Genomic DNA, 15,042 nt, shown 5'->3' with positions numbered 1-15,042 from the left:
ACCAGGTCAGGTATTCTTCCAGTTCTTGGCAATGAACTCCTGAACGCCGGCGATGTTGTTATCCAGCACCGTGTAACGTTCTTCCCGCTCGAACAGGTCCGCCATGTGGGCCGGCAGTGGCGGCTGTACACTCAGGCCGGACTCGGCAACGGCATCCGGGAACTTGGCCGGATGGGCGGTTCCCAGGGTAATCATCGGCACTGCCGGGTCCCGGCGGCAGTTGCGGGCCGCGCGAACGCCGATGGCGGTGTGAGGATCCAGCAGATACTCGTTCTGCTGGTAGATCTCGCGGATGGTATCGCAGGTGGCCTTGTCGTCCACCGCGTCGCTGTCAAACAGCTTGCGGGCATGCTTCCAGCGGTAATCCTCAATGCTGACCGGCCCCTTCGCAGCATTTTCCAGCAGCGTTTTCACCGCCAGCCCATCCCGGCCATGGAGGTCGAACAGCAGGCGCTCGAAGTTGCTGGACACCATGATATCCATACTCGGAGACAGGGTGTGCTCAAGCTGATGCTGCTCGTATTTGTTGCCACTCATGAAGCGATGCAGGATATCGTTCCGGTTGGTGGCAATGACCAGTTGGGAAATCGGCAGTCCCATCTTCTTCGCCAGGTAGCCGGCAAAGATATCACCGAAATTGCCGGTGGGTACCGAGAAGGCCATGCTGCGATCCGGACCGCCCAGTGCCAGCGAGGCATGAAAGTAATACACGATCTGGGCCATGATTCGTGCCCAGTTTATGGAATTCACCGCCGCAAGCTGGGTCTTTCCGCCCAGGAAGGACTGATTGCTAAAGCTCTCTTTCACCATCCGCTGGCAGTCATCGAAATTGCCGCGCACCGCAATGTTGTGGATGTTGTCGCCCTGCACCGTGGTCATCTGGCGGCGCTGCACTTCCGACACCCGCTGGTAAGGATGCAGGATGAAGATATCCACGTGTTCACAACGACGGCAGCCCTCGATGGCCGCCGAGCCGGTATCACCTGAGGTAGCCCCCATGATGACCACGTGCTGCTGGCGCTTCTCCAGGACATAATCCAGCAAACGACCCAGTAACTGCAGGGCGAAATCCTTGAACGCCAGAGTCGGGCCACGGAACAGCTCCATCACCCACTCATTGGTGTCCAGCTGCACCAGCGGTGCAACGGCCGGGTGCGCGAACACGGCGTAGGTTTCATTCAACATCTTGCGGAAATCGTCCGCCGGAACGGCGTCGTCCACAAACGGATGCATGACATTGAAGGCGAGTTCACTGTAGGAAAGCCCGCGCCAGCTCCGGATCTCCTCCAGGCTGAAATGCGGCAGCGATTCCGGAACATAAAGGCCACCGTCGGTGGCCAGCCCGGTCAGCAAAACGTCCTCAAAGCCCAGTGCGGGCGCTTCACCCCGCGTACTGATGTATCTCACGTGCGTACCTGTCAGTTAAAGTTTTCAGCGCGGATCCGGACAACCTGACCATCGGTATCAGACAGGGCTTCCAGCTCGTCGATCGCACGGTTGATCTGCCGTTCCTGAACCGTGTGGGTCAGGATAATCACCGGAATACGGCCGTCTTTCAGCTCGGATTCCTTCTGCATGATCGATTCGATGTTGATGCCGTGCTCACTCAGGATAGAGGCAATCTTCGCCAGCACGCCCGGGCGGTCCAGAGCGGTAATGCGCAGGTAATAGGCGGACTGGATATCCTCCATGGAAAGGACATCCAGGTCCTCCATGGCGTCCGGTGAGAAACCAAGGTAAGGCACACGCTGGCTGCTTTCAGTGGCCACGGCACGTGCGACATCCACGATATCGGCAATAACCGCGGACGCTGTTGCTTCATCCCCGGCTCCCGGGCCGTAGTACATGGTCTGGCCAACGGCATCGCCATCCACCAGCACCGCGTTCAGGACGCCGTCTACCTGGGCAATCAGGTGGCTCTGGGGAACCAGAGTGGGATGAACCCGCAGTTCAATGCCATTGTCCCGGCGGCGGGCAATACCCAGATGCTTGATGCGATAGCCCAGCAGTTCGGCATGGGCAATATCGTACGGAGTGATTTTCGAAATCCCTTCGGTATAGCCTTTTTCAAACTGCAGAGGTACACCAAAGCCGGCCGAGGCGAGAATGGTCAGCTTATGGGCTGCATCAATGCCTTCCACGTCAAAGGTCGGATCTGCCTCTGCATAACCCAGGTCCTGGGCTTCCTTGAGCACTTCTGTAAACTCGCGACCTGCACGCATTTCGGTGAGGATGTAATTGCCGGTGCCATTGATAATGCCGGCAATCCAGTCGATACGGTTTGCCGCCATGCCTTCACGCACCGCCTTGATCACCGGAATACCACCGGCTACACCGGCCTCGTAGGCAACCACAACACCGGCCTTCTCGGCGGCCTCGAAGATTTCGTTGCCGTGAACGGCGATCAGGGCCTTGTTGGCCGTCACAACATGCTTGCCATTGCGGATAGCCGCCAGCACGAGTTCACGGGCCGCGTCGTAACCGCCGATGAGCTCCACCACGATATCCACACCTGGATCGTTCACCACGTCGTAAATGTCGGTGCTGAAGGGTACGTCTCCGAGGTCCATGTCCTCGCGAGCCCGGCGACTGGCAATCCGGGTAATCCGGATGTTGCAGCCAGCCCGGCCGGCAATGAGCCTGGCATTCCGGGTCAAGACATTAAAGGTACCGCCGCCGACGGTTCCCAGTCCGCAGATTCCGACACTGACGTCTTTCAAACTCTCACCTCTGATCCCGAAGGGGTGCTGATGAATTGCAATAAGGAGGCATAGTATACCGATTCAGGCCTCACTGAATAAGCCCTGAACCGGAACCAACTCAAATACTGAAAATTTCGGGAAGCCCTGACGACCGAAACTGCAATCAGAGCAGTCCAAGCCCCTCTGCCAGACGCTTCGCCGGGACATAACCACGGACCATATTGCCGTCTTCCAGGACAATGGCGGGCGTGCCGGTTACGCCAATCTGACCACCAAGCCGGTACTGCTCCTGAACCGGGTTTTCACAGCTGGCCTCATCAATGTGCTTGCCTGCCTTGGCTGATGTCATAGCCGCCTGCTGATCCTCGGCACACCAGACCGACTCGTATTTCCTGAAAGAAGCTGTGTTCGGGCCTGAGCGGGGAAACGCGTAGTAATTCACCGTAATGCCATACTCATTGAGCTGTGGCACCTCATCGTGAAGCTTCCGGCAATAGGGGCAATCGATATCGGTAAAGACGCTCACCACGGCTTTTTCATTTTTTGCCGGAAAACGGATTGCACCATCATCGCCAAACCCGGCCATCGCTGCCTTGCGGGCCTCGGCGCGGGCAACTTCGGTGACATTTGCAATGCCCTGGTCGGTAATCTTAAGAAGGTCACCGGTCATCAGGTACTGGCCATCTTCGGTGGTATAGATGGTATCGCCGTTGTTGCTCTGAACCTCATAGAGGCCTTCCGCCTCGGATTTTCGCACCGACATTACCTTCAGCCCCGGCACCGCCTTGGTCAGGCGCCCGGCAATCCGGTCCTCAACTTCGCCGGCACTGACGCTGGCCACTCCCGACAAGCCGGCAACGACACCGAGCACCACGATAAGACTTTTAATATTCATTCTGGCAAACAACCCTTTTTCAGTCATCGGTTAAACAACCCGGGCAGTATTGGCACAGGCCGGGGATCAATTCAATGCGACATCCCCGTGCGGGGAAAGTTCACCTCGAGCCCTGTCACTCCCCGGCCACCGAGCCACTCAGCCACGGGGGTGATGGGCCTGGTGCAGCGAATGAAGACGCTGCCGGGCCACATGGGTGTAGATCTGGGTCGTGGACAGATCCGAGTGACCGAGAAGCATCTGGACAACACGCAAGTCCGCGCCATGATTGAGGAGATGCGTGGCAAACGCATGCCTGAGCGTATGGGGGGACAGGTGTTTCCGGATACCCACTCGCACGGCGTAGTGCTTGATACGGTGCCAGAAAGTCTGACGCGTCATGGCGGCTGCCCGGTTACCGGGGAATAGCGCATCACAGGACCGTCCCCTCAAGAGCTCCGGACGCGCTTGTTTCATATACCGGAGCAACCAGTCCACTGCCTCTTCGCCCAGGGGGACGAGGCGCTCCTTGTCACCCTTGCCGGTAATCCGGACCACGCCCTGGCGCAGATTCACCTGATCAACCCTCAGCTCCGTCAGCTCCGATACCCGCAGACCGCACCCGTAGAGGATCTCCAGCATGGCCTTGTCCCGGAGTTCGATGGCAACACCGGGGTCCGGCTCTGAAAGCAGCGCATCCACTTCCTCTTCTGTCAGGGAATCCGGAAGGCGTCGCGGCAGACTCGGACTGTCTATACGCAGGGTCGGGTCCTCGGCGATCAGACTTTCCCGCAACAAAAACCGGTAAAACCGCCGGAGCCCCGAAAGGCGCCTTGCAGCCGTGGAGCTCTTTATCCCTTCTGCAAGCCCACGGGACATCCAGGCCAGAAGGTCGGCTCTGCGCACCTCCGTCAGTATCGGACGACCCGGCCGGCGCTCCAGCCATTCGGACAACCGTGACAGGTCACTTCGGTATGCCTGCCTTGTCTTCTCACCAAGCCCATCCTCAAGCCAGATCGCATCGACAAACCGACCGATCACTGATTCGTCTTCTGATCTCACGCCCAAGCCCTCAAACTGTGACTAACCCACAGCAAGCCTACCGGGCCACCAGACACAAAAAAGGCAGCCATGGGCTGCCTTTTTTGTGTCTGGCGCTCAGCAATACGCTGATCAGCCCAGCTTTTCCTTGATACGAGCTGCCTTGCCAGACAGGTCCCGCAGGTAATAAAGCTTGGCCTGGCGTACGTCACCGCGACGCTTCACGCTAAGGCTGTCAATCAGCTTAGAGAAGGTCTGGAAGGTACGCTCAACACCAACGCCGTAAGAAATCTTACGCACGGTGAACGAAGAGTTCATGCCACGGTTACGCTTACCGATGACAACACCCTCGAACGCCTGCAGACGCTCACGGTTACCCTCGGTTACGCGAACCTGAACGACCACGGTGTCGCCCGGCGCAAACGCGGGGATTTCCTTGGTCATCTGTTCTGCTTCAAGTTGACTGATGATGTTGTTCTTGCCGCTCATCGTAATGCTCCTGATACCCAATCTGTTAATGCCCTGATCATTCAGAGGCACCCGGTTCGTTCAAAATCTCTTCCAGCAACTGACGCTCTTCGTCCGTAAACACCCGCTTTTCAAGCAGGTCGGGGCGTCGCTGCCGGGTTCGCCTCAGCGACTGCTTGAGTCGCCAACGCCGGATCTGATCATGGTGACCGCCCAATAAAACATCCGGCACCGCCTGACCTTCGTAAACCTCGGGCCGGGTGTAGTGCGGACAATCCAGCAAACCGTCGGCGAAAGAATCCTGCTCTGCCGACTGCGCATGACCCAGCGCTCCGGGGATGAGGCGTGTAACCGCATCAATAACAGCCATTGCTGCCAGCTCGCCACCGGAAAGAACAAAATCACCCAGTGACACTTCCCGATCGACCTCCGTCGCTATCAGGCGCTCATCAACACCCTCGTACCGGCCTGCCACGAGAATCAGCGGCTTTTCTGCTGCAAGCGACTCGACAACGGACTGATTCAACGTCTCGCCCTGGGGCGACAGATAAACCACGCAAGCCTTGCCAGGCGCCGCTTCCCGGGCCGCGTGAATGGCATCCCTGAGGGGCTGAATTTTCATCAGCATACCCGGACCACCACCATAGGGCCGGTCATCCACTGTGCGGTGCCGGTCATGGGTATAGTCACGGGGATTCCAGCTCCGGAAAGTCAGAAGACCGTCCCGGACTGCCCTACCCGTGATCCCGTAATCCGTTACCGCACCGAACATATCCGGGAACAGACTGACTGCGCCAATCCACACCCGTCAGAACTCCGGGTCCCAGTCGACAACCATACGCTGCGAAGCCAGATCAACCTTCCGGACCACCTGGTCCGGAAGGTAAGGAATCAGGCGCTCACGCTGATCGATGGAGCCCGCAGTTGCCTGCACCACCAGAACATCGTTAGACCCGGTTTCTATCAGATGGTGCACTTTACCAAGGCACTCATCCTCAACCGTGAAGACCTCAAGACCTTCCAGCTGAAACCAGTAGTACTCCCCGTCGGGGAGCTCCGGCAACTCTGCCCTGGAAACCCTGACCTCAGCGCCACAGTAAGTGCGCGCCAACTCACGATCATCAATTCCTTTCAGCCTGACAACAATGGCCTGCCCTTGGCGGCGACCTTCTTCAAGCCTGGCCGGAATACGTTTACCGTCCAGATCCAGAGTCCAGTCCGGATAGTTCAGTATTCCTTCTTTGGGGTCAGTGTAGGAGAAGACTTTCAGCCACCCCTTGACCCCAAACACCGACGTAATCCGGCCGATCACAGTCTCCTGCACATTCTGTGTCATGCCACCAACCCCGGTGTCAATACTGGGTTACTCAGCGGCCGCCTTCAGCAGCTGGGCAACGCGATCACTGGCCTGCGCACCCTGGCCAAGCCAGAAGTTGACACGGTCACGATCTACGCGCAGACGCTCTTCCTGGCCACGGGCAACCGGGTTGAAGAAGCCAACACGTTCAATAAAACGACCGTCGCGTGATTTGCGGCTGTCGGTGACTGTCAGATGGTAGAACGGGCGCTTCTTGGAGCCGCCACGAGCCAAACGGATTGTTACCATTTAACCAATATCCTGTTCTGTTGTACGAACTTTGTACGATTCACGCCGACTGAACAACAGCTGGCGCGAAGACCCATACTCGAAAGGGGCGCTATTCTATGCTAAATACACGCCAAAGAAAACAGGCAAACCGGTTGTTTCCCGGTTTTCCATGTAAGGCTTTTTACATACGGCCAAATGGAGGCGCGCCACCACCTCCGCCGCCCGGCGGCATCATGCCACCCAGGCCGCGCATCATATTCGCCATACCACCCTTTTTGCCAAACTTTTTCATCATTTTCTGCATTTGCTTGTGCTGCTTCAGCAGACGATTCACATCCTGGATCTGTGTACCAGACCCGGTGGCAATCCGGCGCTTGCGGGAGTTATTGATGACATCCGGGTAGCGGCGCTCCTTCGGAGTCATCGAGCAAATAATCGCTTCCATCTGCCCCATGGACTTGTCGTTTACCTGCTGCTGGGCCATCTGGGCCATCTGTCCCATACCCGGAAGCTTGTCGAGCAAACCACCAATGCCACCCATATTCTTCATTTGCTGCAACTGGTCGCGGAAGTCTTCAAGATCAAAGCTCTTGCCCTTCTTGATCTTCCTGGTGAGCTTCTGGGCCTTTTTCTGGTCCAGCTTGCGCTCCGCTTCCTCTATAAGGGAGAGCACATCGCCCATACCCAGAATCCGGGAGGCCACCCGGTCCGGGTAAAACGGCTCCAGCGCATCGGACTTCTCGCCCACACCCAGGAATTTGATCGGTTTGCCCGTGATGTGACGGACGGACAGAGCCGCCCCCCCCCTGGCGTCGCCATCGGTTTTGGTCAGCACCACGCCTGTCAGCGGCAAAGCGTCGTTGAATGCCTTGGCGGTGTTGGCCGCATCCTGACCGGTCATGGCGTCAACCACAAACAGGGTTTCTACCGGATTGACGGCTTTGTGCAGCCTGCCGATCTCACCCATCATCTGCTCATCGACATGGAGGCGACCGGCGGTATCAAGAATCACCACATCAATATGCTTCTTCCGTGCGGCAGCAATCGCACCTTCAGCAATATCCACGGGATCCTGGTCAGCGGTGCTCGGAAAAAACTCGACGCCGACCTCGCCCGCCAGGGTTTCCAGTTGCCGGATCGCTGCCGGACGGTAAACGTCGGCACTGACAACCATCACGGATTTCTTCTGGCGTTCCTTGAGGAAGCGGGAAAGCTTGGCAACAGTGGTCGTCTTACCAGCACCCTGCAGGCCGGCCATCATAATCACGGCCGGCGGCTGAACATTCAGGTTGAGGGATTCGTTACCCTCACCCATCACCCGTTCAAGCTCCTGCTGAACGACCTTTACAAATACCTGGCCCGGCGTAAGGCTGCGCTGCACCTCCTGTCCGATAGCACGCGCGCGGACACCTTCGACAAAATCCTTCACTACCGGAAGGGCAACGTCGGCCTCCAGCAGTGCCATCCGCACCTCTCTGAGGGTGTCCTTAATATTGTCATCGGTGAGGCGCGCCTGGCCGGAAATCTTGCGCAGACTGCCGGAAAGTCGGTCTTGGAGGTTCTCAAACATGTTGCTCTTCCGTACCCCGGATAAATTGAGTGCATGAACCACAGAGCCAGCGTCGGCTCCTTGATTCCAGTTGCATAATCGCGACATTATAACCAGACTATCGCCCTGAAACGACCAGCCCGGTCAAATCGGCTGAAACCAATGCCGATCCCCAGTCAGAACAGTGGTTAATAAGGAAGTCATGGGAACGCTGATTCTCGCGGTCACCTCTCTTTTTCTGTACAGCGTAGGTACTGCGCTGCAAGCCCTGCATTTCAGGGGCCGGGTTCAAAGCAACCTCGCCATTACCACTCTGATTGGCGTACTCGCCCTGACCAGTCACGGCCTTCTGATAGCCCAGACCGTTCACCATGACGACGGCTTCGACTTCAGCTTTTTCAAAAGCTCGGTGCTGATTTCCTGGCTTATCGTCTTCCTTTTGCTTGGGCTGAACCTGAAAAAGCCGGTTCAAAGCCTGTTTCTGGGCGTGTACCCGCTGGCCGGACTCACGATTATCCTGGCGCTGATCACCCATGGACCGTCCATACTGGTGTCAGACCAGAGCTATGGCATGCTGTCCCATATCGCATTGTCAGTGACAGCCTACAGCCTCTTTACACTGGCGGCTATCCAGGCTGTGCTCCTCTATTTCCAGAATCGCCAACTGAAGCACAACTATAACAGCCTGCTGGTACGCAACCTGCCACCGCTGCAAACCATGGAGTCGCTGCTGTTCGAGATGGTCTGGGCCGGCGTGGTAATGCTTATTCTGGCGATTGTGACCGGCGCGCTCTTCATAGAGGACCTCTTCGCCCAGAATCTCGCCCACAAAACCCTGTTCTCGATACTTTCCCTGCTGGTCTTCGTGGCGCTTCTGATCGGGCGCTACACCAAAGGCTGGCGCGGCATCACGGCAAGCCGGTGGACACTGGCGGGCTCCGCGCTGCTGATGCTGGCATTCTATGGCAGCAAGTTTGTGCTGGAACTCATTTTCCAGAGAGGCGGTTGAGGCCTGATGCGCCCGGCAATCTCTTGACACAGAGCTCCCCCACACCCTATTTTCGCTACTTGTCGGTAATATAAGGACACCTCTTTTGAACGAAACATCGCTTACCGCGCTGTTTATTCTCCTTGTCGGACTGATCCTGCTCTCCGGATTCTTTTCCAGCTCAGAAACGGGGATGATGTCCCTCAACCGGTATCGCCTCAAACATATGGCCAAGACCGGCCATAAAGGCGCCAAACGTGCCCAGGGCTTGCTGCAACGCACGGACCAGCTGATCGGCGTGATCCTCATTGGCAACAATTTCGTCAATATCTTTGCATCTTCGATTGCCACGGTTATTGCGATACGCGTCTGGGGCGACGCCGGCATTGCGATAGCCACGATCCTGCTCACCATCGTGATCCTGATTTTTGCAGAAGTGACCCCCAAAACCCTGGCCGCGCTGTTTCCGGAGAAAATCGCGTTTCCCGCCAGCTACATACTCGGGCCGCTATTAAAGATCCTCTACCCCATTGTCTGGGCCGTTAACCTGTTTACCGGTGGCATATTGAAACTGCTTGGAGTTTCTGCGGCAGATGCTGCCAATGACCATCTCAGCCGGGAGGAACTCAGGACCCTCGTCAATGAGGCCGGTGCGCTGATTCCCGCCAAGCACAAAGACATGCTGGTCAGCATTCTTGATCTGGAAAAAGTGACAGTGAACGACATCATGGTGCCCCGCAATGAAGTGGTTGGCGTCGACCTGGAGGACGACACCGACACAATCCTGCGCCAGTTACGCAGCAGTCAGCATACCCGGCTGCCGGTATTCAAGGGTGACATCAATAACATTCAGGGAATACTCCACCTCCGGAGTGTCTCCAAGCTGCTCCAGCAGGAAGAAATCAACAAGGCGATGATCATGCAATTGTGCCAGGAGCCCTATTTCATTCCGGAAAGCACACCTCTGAACACCCAACTGATCAACTTCCAGAAAGGCCGGCGCCGGTTTGGCGTGGTGGTCGACGAGTATGGTGACGTCCTTGGCCTTGCAACGCTAGAGGACATACTGGAAGAGATTGTCGGCGACTTTACAACGGACTACGCAGCAACCAGCCCCGATATCATTCCCCAGGACGATGGCACGTTTATCATTGACGGCGCATCTGCAGTGCGCACCATCAACAAGACCCTGGGCTGGAAGCTGCCCACGGACGGACCAAAAACCCTCAACGGCCTGATTACCGAAACCCTGGAAAACATTCCGGACACCAACGTCTGCCTGAAAGTGGACGGGCACCGGGTGGAAGTGCTGCAGATTAAGGACAACGTCGTGAAAGCGGCTATTGTGCACCCTAAAAAACGCAAAAAGCGCTCGCTTTCGCTGACCTGAACCGACCAAACTTTCTCCTTTCCCCTCTCTCCTTTCCCCTCTCTCCTTTCCCCCTTTTTTCCCCTCTCCCCTTTCCCCGCCGCTATAGACTCTTCAGTTATAGCCGCGATCCTTCTTGAAAGATCAAAATTTAATCGCCAGCTTGACCATTATCAATCCCGCACCAAGACTGAAGGTGCGTGCGACAATAAAACAACCACAAGGAATTCGTCCATGAGCCTGGCTCACAGTTTTGGCCTGTTTACCCATCCGGACCAGGAATGGGAAGCGATACGCAAAGAATCCGAGTCTGTTACAAGACTCTATGCCGGCCATATTTTGTTACTGGCCCTGATCCCCGCCGTAGCAGGTTTTTATGGAACCACCCAGGTTGGCTGGCAAATTGGCGACGGCCAGATAACCAGACTCTCCACCGCCAGCGCGCTACAGTTATCGGTGCTGTTCTATGTCGCCATGCTCGCGGGCATATTTGTGCTGGGCAAGTTCATCGATTTTTTTGCCGCCACCTACGATGCGGTTGAGCGGATACCGAGGGGCGTCGCTCTGGCAGCCTACACGGCGACGCCGATTTTCCTGATCGGCGTCATCGCTGCGTATCCCAACATCTGGGTCAATATGCTGGCCGGGCTCGTAGCTGCTGGCTATGCAGTCTATCTGCTCTACAAAGGACTCCCCATACTGATGAAAATCCCGGAAGAGCGAGGCTTCATGTTTGCATCCGCCGTGCTCACAGTCGGACTGGTGATGTTTGTCGCCCTGCTGGCCATCAGCGTGGTCATCTGGAGTATGGGTATAGGTCCTGTTTATGTGAACTGACCCCAATATCCCTGGTAAGTCAGTAACATGCATGAGGGTGTCCTGAAGGGCACCCTATGTTTTTTGAATTCGGTCCCACGTTAGTGTTTAGTCATGTTAACTTTAGCGAAAATGCGGTAGATTTAGCCAATAACGAGAAGACAAGGATCTTGAGCTCGGTCATGTATCCGGTTGAGGCGTAAACAGGAGTCTGCCATGAACAAGCAGTCCGGCATACATTACCTCCGTGAGCATCGGGAAGCAGGGAGTGGCAAACCAGTTCCCGTGGAGGTCACCCGCATCCGGGACACTGTTGTCGCCGGGCTGGGTGATTTGCTGCAGGGTGCTTTCGACGCCGTCGACGATTCACTGTTCGAACTGGCCAATAACGCACGCAGCAATAATGAGCAGAACCGGTATTTCGAGGCTATGCGTGAAATCCGCATCAAGCGGAAGGGGGTGGAGCGACACTTCCAGAACATGGTCGCCCAGTATTTCGAGAACCCGCCCCATACCGGCCCCCTCCAGGAAGAAAACCTGAGCAAGCAGGCCAGTGCCGACACCCTGTCTCTGGTCGGAAATGACGACCTGGAAGAGCAGGTTGCGCTCAACGCTATGATTACCAAAGCGAAAGCCCATTTTCAGGGCCCGCTGCTCCAACTCCAGACCCGCTTCAGTCAGGTTTATCCGGAAGCCAACGACGAATCACCGGTTAACCCGATGGCGCCAGAACATCTTTGCAGCGCCTTTACCGAGGCGATACAGGCACTGGAAATCCAGATCCGGGAACGCCTGATTCTGCTCAAGCAATTTGACCGCTACGTTGTCTCCAACCTCGGGATGCTGCTGGACGAAGCCAACCGCATTCTGATTCAGGCCGGCGTCATCCCGAATTTCCGTTATCACGGCAAAGCGGGACAGCAACATGGTGCTTCAAAGGCACAAGGCGCCAGCAAGGAGGCATCCGAGGCGGCAGACTCCGCAACTCACACAATGGCCGGAGAGTCTGGTAACAGCAGCGCTGTTTTCGACCAGATCAGGGAGATGCTGGCACATCAAAGGGCCAATGCCGGGATTCCGCCCCGATCATCCGACCCCAACGTTCGCGTAGTCGGCGATTCGGAGCTGGCCAGTTTACTGAATTCGCTGCCTCTTGCAGGTGTCAGGCACGACCAGGGCGACCTGAGTAACGGGGAACCCATCAGTATCGATCTGAGACAGTTGATGCAACAGCTGCTTGCCAAGGCAGATGCGGGGGATGGCCGAAAACCGGCACTGAACGAGGTCGACGAAGATCTCATCAATCTGGTGTCCATGTTGTTCGAGTTTATTCTTGATGATTACAACCTGTCTGCTCCGGTCCAGGTTTTGATCAGCCGCCTTCAGATTCCGATACTGAAAGTGGTCATTCGGGACAAGAGCTTCTTCAGCCAGGCCACACACCCGGCCAGACGTTTGCTGAACTCCCTCGCCCGGGCAGGCATCGGGTGGAGCAGCAGCGACGAGAAAACCAAGGATAAGCTGTACGGCCAGATCCACAACATCGTTCAGAGGATTCTCAACGAATTTGATGGCGATATAGCGCTGTTCGAGACACTGAACCAGGAGTTTGAGCAATTCCTGGAACGGGAGAACCGCAAAGCCTCACTGGTTGAGCAGCGGACCCGGGAATCGGAAAGGGGCCGAATCAAATCCCAGACAGCACAGCAAACCGTCGATAACTTACTGAAAGAAAAAGTGTCACGCTACAAACTGCCAGAATCGATCCACGACATTCTGATGAATGGCTGGAGCCGGGTAATGTTTCTCGCCTACCTTCGGGACGACGTTGAGCATCGCTGGAATGCGACGGTGAAGGTGGTCGATGACCTGATCTGGTGCCTGCACCCACATCAGGAAGATGACGAGAGGGACCAATGGGTTCGGGTCGTGCCAGGCCTGTTAAAAGCTCTGAGATCAGGCCTGGAGGAGGTTTCCTACAATTCGTCCAGGCTGGACGAAATGATGAGCCACCTGAAACATGAACTGGCCGAAGCGTTCCGGACCAATGCGGCCATAGAGGCACGGCAGGACTCCCCGCAAGAGATTGAAGAAGAGGAAATCGCTACCGTTCACCAGACCGCGGTCGAGAGACAGCAGGAACTGGAAGAAGCTGCAGTTTCCGAGTACGTCGCCCAGATTGACAGTATTGAAATCGGTAACTGGGTTGAGTTTCGCCTGGTCAATGGCGCCAATTTCCGCTGCAAGCTTTCCGCCATTATCGAGGAAGCCGACTGCTTTGTCTTTGTGAACCGGATGGGGCTGAAGGTCATCGAGAAAACGCGGATCCAGCTGGCCCATGAAATGCGCCGTGGCCGCCTGACCCTGCTGGAACAGGGCGCGTTGATCGACCGGGCTCTGGACGCTGTTGTCGGCACCTTACGGAGTAAAACGGCCTGACATTAATGGTCGAAGAAGGCAGTGCCCGTACCCTTCCGGCAAGATACCGGATCGCCCTTGCACTATCCCTGGCGCTACTGATTCATACCCTGTTGCTCTCTGGTATTCCTTCGCCGGTCAGAGAGCAACAGGAAGCCCATCGCGAAAGCCTGAAATTTGAACTGATTCCTCCGGGTACTGATGAGACTTCCCGACCCGGCCCGCAATCCGATGCAACCAGCCGGCCAATACCTCCCATTCCACGTTTTACGGCGGAGCCTGTCGAACCGATAATAACCCGGCAAAAGCCCGCCCCTTCGGATGCCCCCAGACAGAGTGCCTCCGAGCCGCCTGCACTAAAGCCCGAAACACCGGAGAATACCCGCAAATCAACAGCCAGTAACAGCGCCCGCGCCGGGGAGATTGCGCAGCCAGAAGTGCAAGCCACCGAGGCAACGGTAACCCGCATTACCAAATCCCCGGTCGAGCAGGATCCATACGTGGTAATCCTGGCGACACATCTGGCGCGCGAGCTTGAACAAGCCAGGGTTCCGGCAATGAGGGAACTGTCCCGGACTGTGGCAATGGAAGTGGAGTTACAACTGCTTGGTAATGGTGCCCTGACCCGGGCAAGAGTACTGAAATCGACGGGAATTGAGGGTATCGATGAGGCCGCCTACCGGGCTGCCCTGGCGGCAAGCCCCTACCCCAGGCCACCCGAGGGGGAAAACAGCCAGAATCGTTTCGAGGTTGAACTGGTGTTCACCCCGAAACGGCTCTGACTCAAGACCGCTGTCAGGCTTCTGCCTGCTTCGCAGCCTCTTTGACCATCTTGGCCAATTCACCGCTCTCGGACATTTCGAGAATGATGTCACAACCGCCAACGAGCTCGCCATTGATGTAGAGCTGTGGATAGGTCGGCCAGTTGGAGTATACCTTGAGGGCCTCACGGAGCTCCTGATTGTCCAGGATATTCACGAAGGCAAAACGCTCGCCACAGGCCATCAGAGCCTGCACGGTTTTAGCGGAAAAACCACACTGGGGCGCCTGGGGGCTGCCCTTCATGTATAGGATGACCGGGTTTTCGTCGAGCTGGCTCTTGATGGTTTCATTGATATCCATGAACATTCACCTCTGTTGGAACAGTCTTGCCACACGGCAATTTGATTGCCGCTATTGTACACGGGTGCGCAACCGCTCACCAAACACCGTGATATGACCTCAGACAA

The 15,042-nt window shown here is 56.5% G+C and carries 15 protein-coding genes; 5 read left to right on the top strand and 10 right to left on the bottom strand.

Annotation, left to right across the window (positions count from 1 at the left end):
- Positions 1 to 6: 6 nt before the first annotated feature.
- From thrC to ffh, 9 genes are all read right to left on the bottom strand, one after another.
- Positions 7 to 1,407 (bottom strand): threonine synthase, encoded by a 1,401-nt coding sequence (thrC, locus tag NLK58_RS18460; RefSeq protein ID WP_117619788.1) that lies wholly within the window; start codon positions 1,405 to 1,407, stop codon positions 7 to 9.
- An 11-nt stretch (positions 1,408 to 1,418) separates the two neighbouring features.
- Entirely contained in the window at positions 1,419 to 2,720 is a 1,302-nt protein-coding gene (locus tag NLK58_RS18455) for a homoserine dehydrogenase (protein ID WP_117619787.1), read from the bottom strand.
- Between the two features lie 145 nt (positions 2,721 to 2,865).
- A complete protein-coding gene (locus tag NLK58_RS18450) occupies positions 2,866 to 3,597 on the bottom strand; it encodes a DsbC family protein (protein WP_117620452.1) in 732 nt (243 codons plus the stop codon).
- A gap of 138 nt (positions 3,598 to 3,735) precedes the next feature.
- Positions 3,736 to 4,638 carry a site-specific tyrosine recombinase XerD gene (gene xerD, locus NLK58_RS18445; RefSeq protein WP_117620451.1) on the bottom strand — a complete coding sequence of 301 codons (903 nt, stop codon included), beginning with the start codon at positions 4,636 to 4,638 and terminating at the stop codon, positions 3,736 to 3,738.
- 111 nt (positions 4,639 to 4,749) lie between these two features.
- Positions 4,750 to 5,106, bottom strand: a complete 357-nt coding sequence (gene rplS / locus NLK58_RS18440) for a 50S ribosomal protein L19 (RefSeq protein ID WP_099619311.1) — start codon at positions 5,104 to 5,106, stop codon at positions 4,750 to 4,752.
- A gap of 37 nt (positions 5,107 to 5,143) precedes the next feature.
- On the bottom strand, positions 5,144 to 5,857 hold the full coding sequence (trmD, locus tag NLK58_RS18435; protein WP_264756490.1) for a tRNA (guanosine(37)-N1)-methyltransferase TrmD: 714 nt from the start codon (positions 5,855 to 5,857) through the stop codon (positions 5,144 to 5,146).
- 36 nt (positions 5,858 to 5,893) lie between these two features.
- Positions 5,894 to 6,421 carry a ribosome maturation factor RimM gene (rimM, locus tag NLK58_RS18430; protein ID WP_117619785.1) on the bottom strand — a complete coding sequence of 176 codons (528 nt, stop codon included), beginning with the start codon at positions 6,419 to 6,421 and terminating at the stop codon, positions 5,894 to 5,896.
- Positions 6,422 to 6,448: 27 nt separating this feature from the next.
- Complete coding sequence (gene rpsP, locus NLK58_RS18425; RefSeq protein ID WP_117619784.1) at positions 6,449 to 6,691, bottom strand: 30S ribosomal protein S16; 243 nt, start codon at positions 6,689 to 6,691, stop codon at positions 6,449 to 6,451.
- A 163-nt stretch (positions 6,692 to 6,854) separates the two neighbouring features.
- Positions 6,855 to 8,243 (bottom strand): signal recognition particle protein, encoded by a 1,389-nt coding sequence (ffh, locus tag NLK58_RS18420; protein ID WP_117619783.1) that lies wholly within the window; start codon positions 8,241 to 8,243, stop codon positions 6,855 to 6,857.
- A gap of 181 nt (positions 8,244 to 8,424) precedes the next feature.
- On the opposite strand from ffh, the gene NLK58_RS18415 reads away from it, so the two are divergent.
- From NLK58_RS18415 to NLK58_RS18395, 5 genes are all read left to right on the top strand, one after another.
- On the top strand, positions 8,425 to 9,231 hold the full coding sequence (locus NLK58_RS18415; RefSeq protein ID WP_117619782.1) for an inner membrane protein YpjD: 807 nt from the start codon (positions 8,425 to 8,427) through the stop codon (positions 9,229 to 9,231).
- A gap of 85 nt (positions 9,232 to 9,316) precedes the next feature.
- The gene (locus NLK58_RS18410) at positions 9,317 to 10,600 is read left to right on the top strand and encodes an HlyC/CorC family transporter (RefSeq protein ID WP_117619781.1); all 1,284 of its coding nucleotides are present in this window, start codon (positions 9,317 to 9,319) and stop codon (positions 10,598 to 10,600) included.
- A 213-nt stretch (positions 10,601 to 10,813) separates the two neighbouring features.
- Positions 10,814 to 11,416 carry a Yip1 family protein gene (locus NLK58_RS18405; RefSeq protein WP_117619780.1) on the top strand — a complete coding sequence of 201 codons (603 nt, stop codon included), beginning with the start codon at positions 10,814 to 10,816 and terminating at the stop codon, positions 11,414 to 11,416.
- Between the two features lie 195 nt (positions 11,417 to 11,611).
- Positions 11,612 to 13,834, top strand: coding sequence for a DUF1631 domain-containing protein (locus NLK58_RS18400; RefSeq protein ID WP_341581424.1), 2,223 nt, complete (start codon positions 11,612 to 11,614; stop codon positions 13,832 to 13,834).
- Between the two features lie 5 nt (positions 13,835 to 13,839).
- Positions 13,840 to 14,595 carry a TonB family protein gene (locus tag NLK58_RS18395; protein ID WP_117619778.1) on the top strand — a complete coding sequence of 252 codons (756 nt, stop codon included), beginning with the start codon at positions 13,840 to 13,842 and terminating at the stop codon, positions 14,593 to 14,595.
- A 13-nt stretch (positions 14,596 to 14,608) separates the two neighbouring features.
- Here NLK58_RS18395 and grxD read toward each other — a convergent pair whose 3' ends face one another.
- Positions 14,609 to 14,935 carry a Grx4 family monothiol glutaredoxin gene (grxD, locus tag NLK58_RS18390; RefSeq protein ID WP_117620450.1) on the bottom strand — a complete coding sequence of 109 codons (327 nt, stop codon included), beginning with the start codon at positions 14,933 to 14,935 and terminating at the stop codon, positions 14,609 to 14,611.
- Positions 14,936 to 15,042: the final 107 nt, after the last annotated feature.

This window comes from Marinobacter metalliresistant (assembly GCF_038098645.1).
GTDB lineage: Bacteria > Pseudomonadota > Gammaproteobacteria > Pseudomonadales > Oleiphilaceae > Marinobacter > Marinobacter metalliresistant.
Note: the sequence above shows the minus strand (reverse complement) of the source record. Positions and strands in the feature narration are given on the sequence as shown.

What these genes read in the sequence shown, in the direction of transcription:
- ffh (WP_117619783.1), bottom strand. Translation starts at nt 8,243, where the DNA reads ATGTTTGAGAACCTCCAAGACCGACTTTCCGGCAGTCTGCGCAAGATT.
- grxD (WP_117620450.1), bottom strand. Translation starts at nt 14,935, where the DNA reads ATGGATATCAATGAAACCATCAAGAGCCAGCTCGACGAAAACCCGGTC.
- rimM (WP_117619785.1), bottom strand. Translation starts at nt 6,421, where the DNA reads ATGACACAGAATGTGCAGGAGACTGTGATCGGCCGGATTACGTCGGTG.
- rplS (WP_099619311.1), bottom strand. Translation starts at nt 5,106, where the DNA reads ATGAGCGGCAAGAACAACATCATCAGTCAACTTGAAGCAGAACAGATG.
- NLK58_RS18405 (WP_117619780.1), top strand. Translation starts at nt 10,814, where the DNA reads ATGAGCCTGGCTCACAGTTTTGGCCTGTTTACCCATCCGGACCAGGAA.
- trmD (WP_264756490.1), bottom strand. Translation starts at nt 5,857, where the DNA reads ATGTTCGGTGCGGTAACGGATTACGGGATCACGGGTAGGGCAGTCCGG.
- NLK58_RS18415 (WP_117619782.1), top strand. Translation starts at nt 8,425, where the DNA reads ATGGGAACGCTGATTCTCGCGGTCACCTCTCTTTTTCTGTACAGCGTA.
- NLK58_RS18400 (WP_341581424.1), top strand. Translation starts at nt 11,612, where the DNA reads ATGAACAAGCAGTCCGGCATACATTACCTCCGTGAGCATCGGGAAGCA.
- NLK58_RS18395 (WP_117619778.1), top strand. Translation starts at nt 13,840, where the DNA reads ATGGTCGAAGAAGGCAGTGCCCGTACCCTTCCGGCAAGATACCGGATC.
- NLK58_RS18450 (WP_117620452.1), bottom strand. Translation starts at nt 3,597, where the DNA reads ATGAATATTAAAAGTCTTATCGTGGTGCTCGGTGTCGTTGCCGGCTTG.
- rpsP (WP_117619784.1), bottom strand. Translation starts at nt 6,691, where the DNA reads ATGGTAACAATCCGTTTGGCTCGTGGCGGCTCCAAGAAGCGCCCGTTC.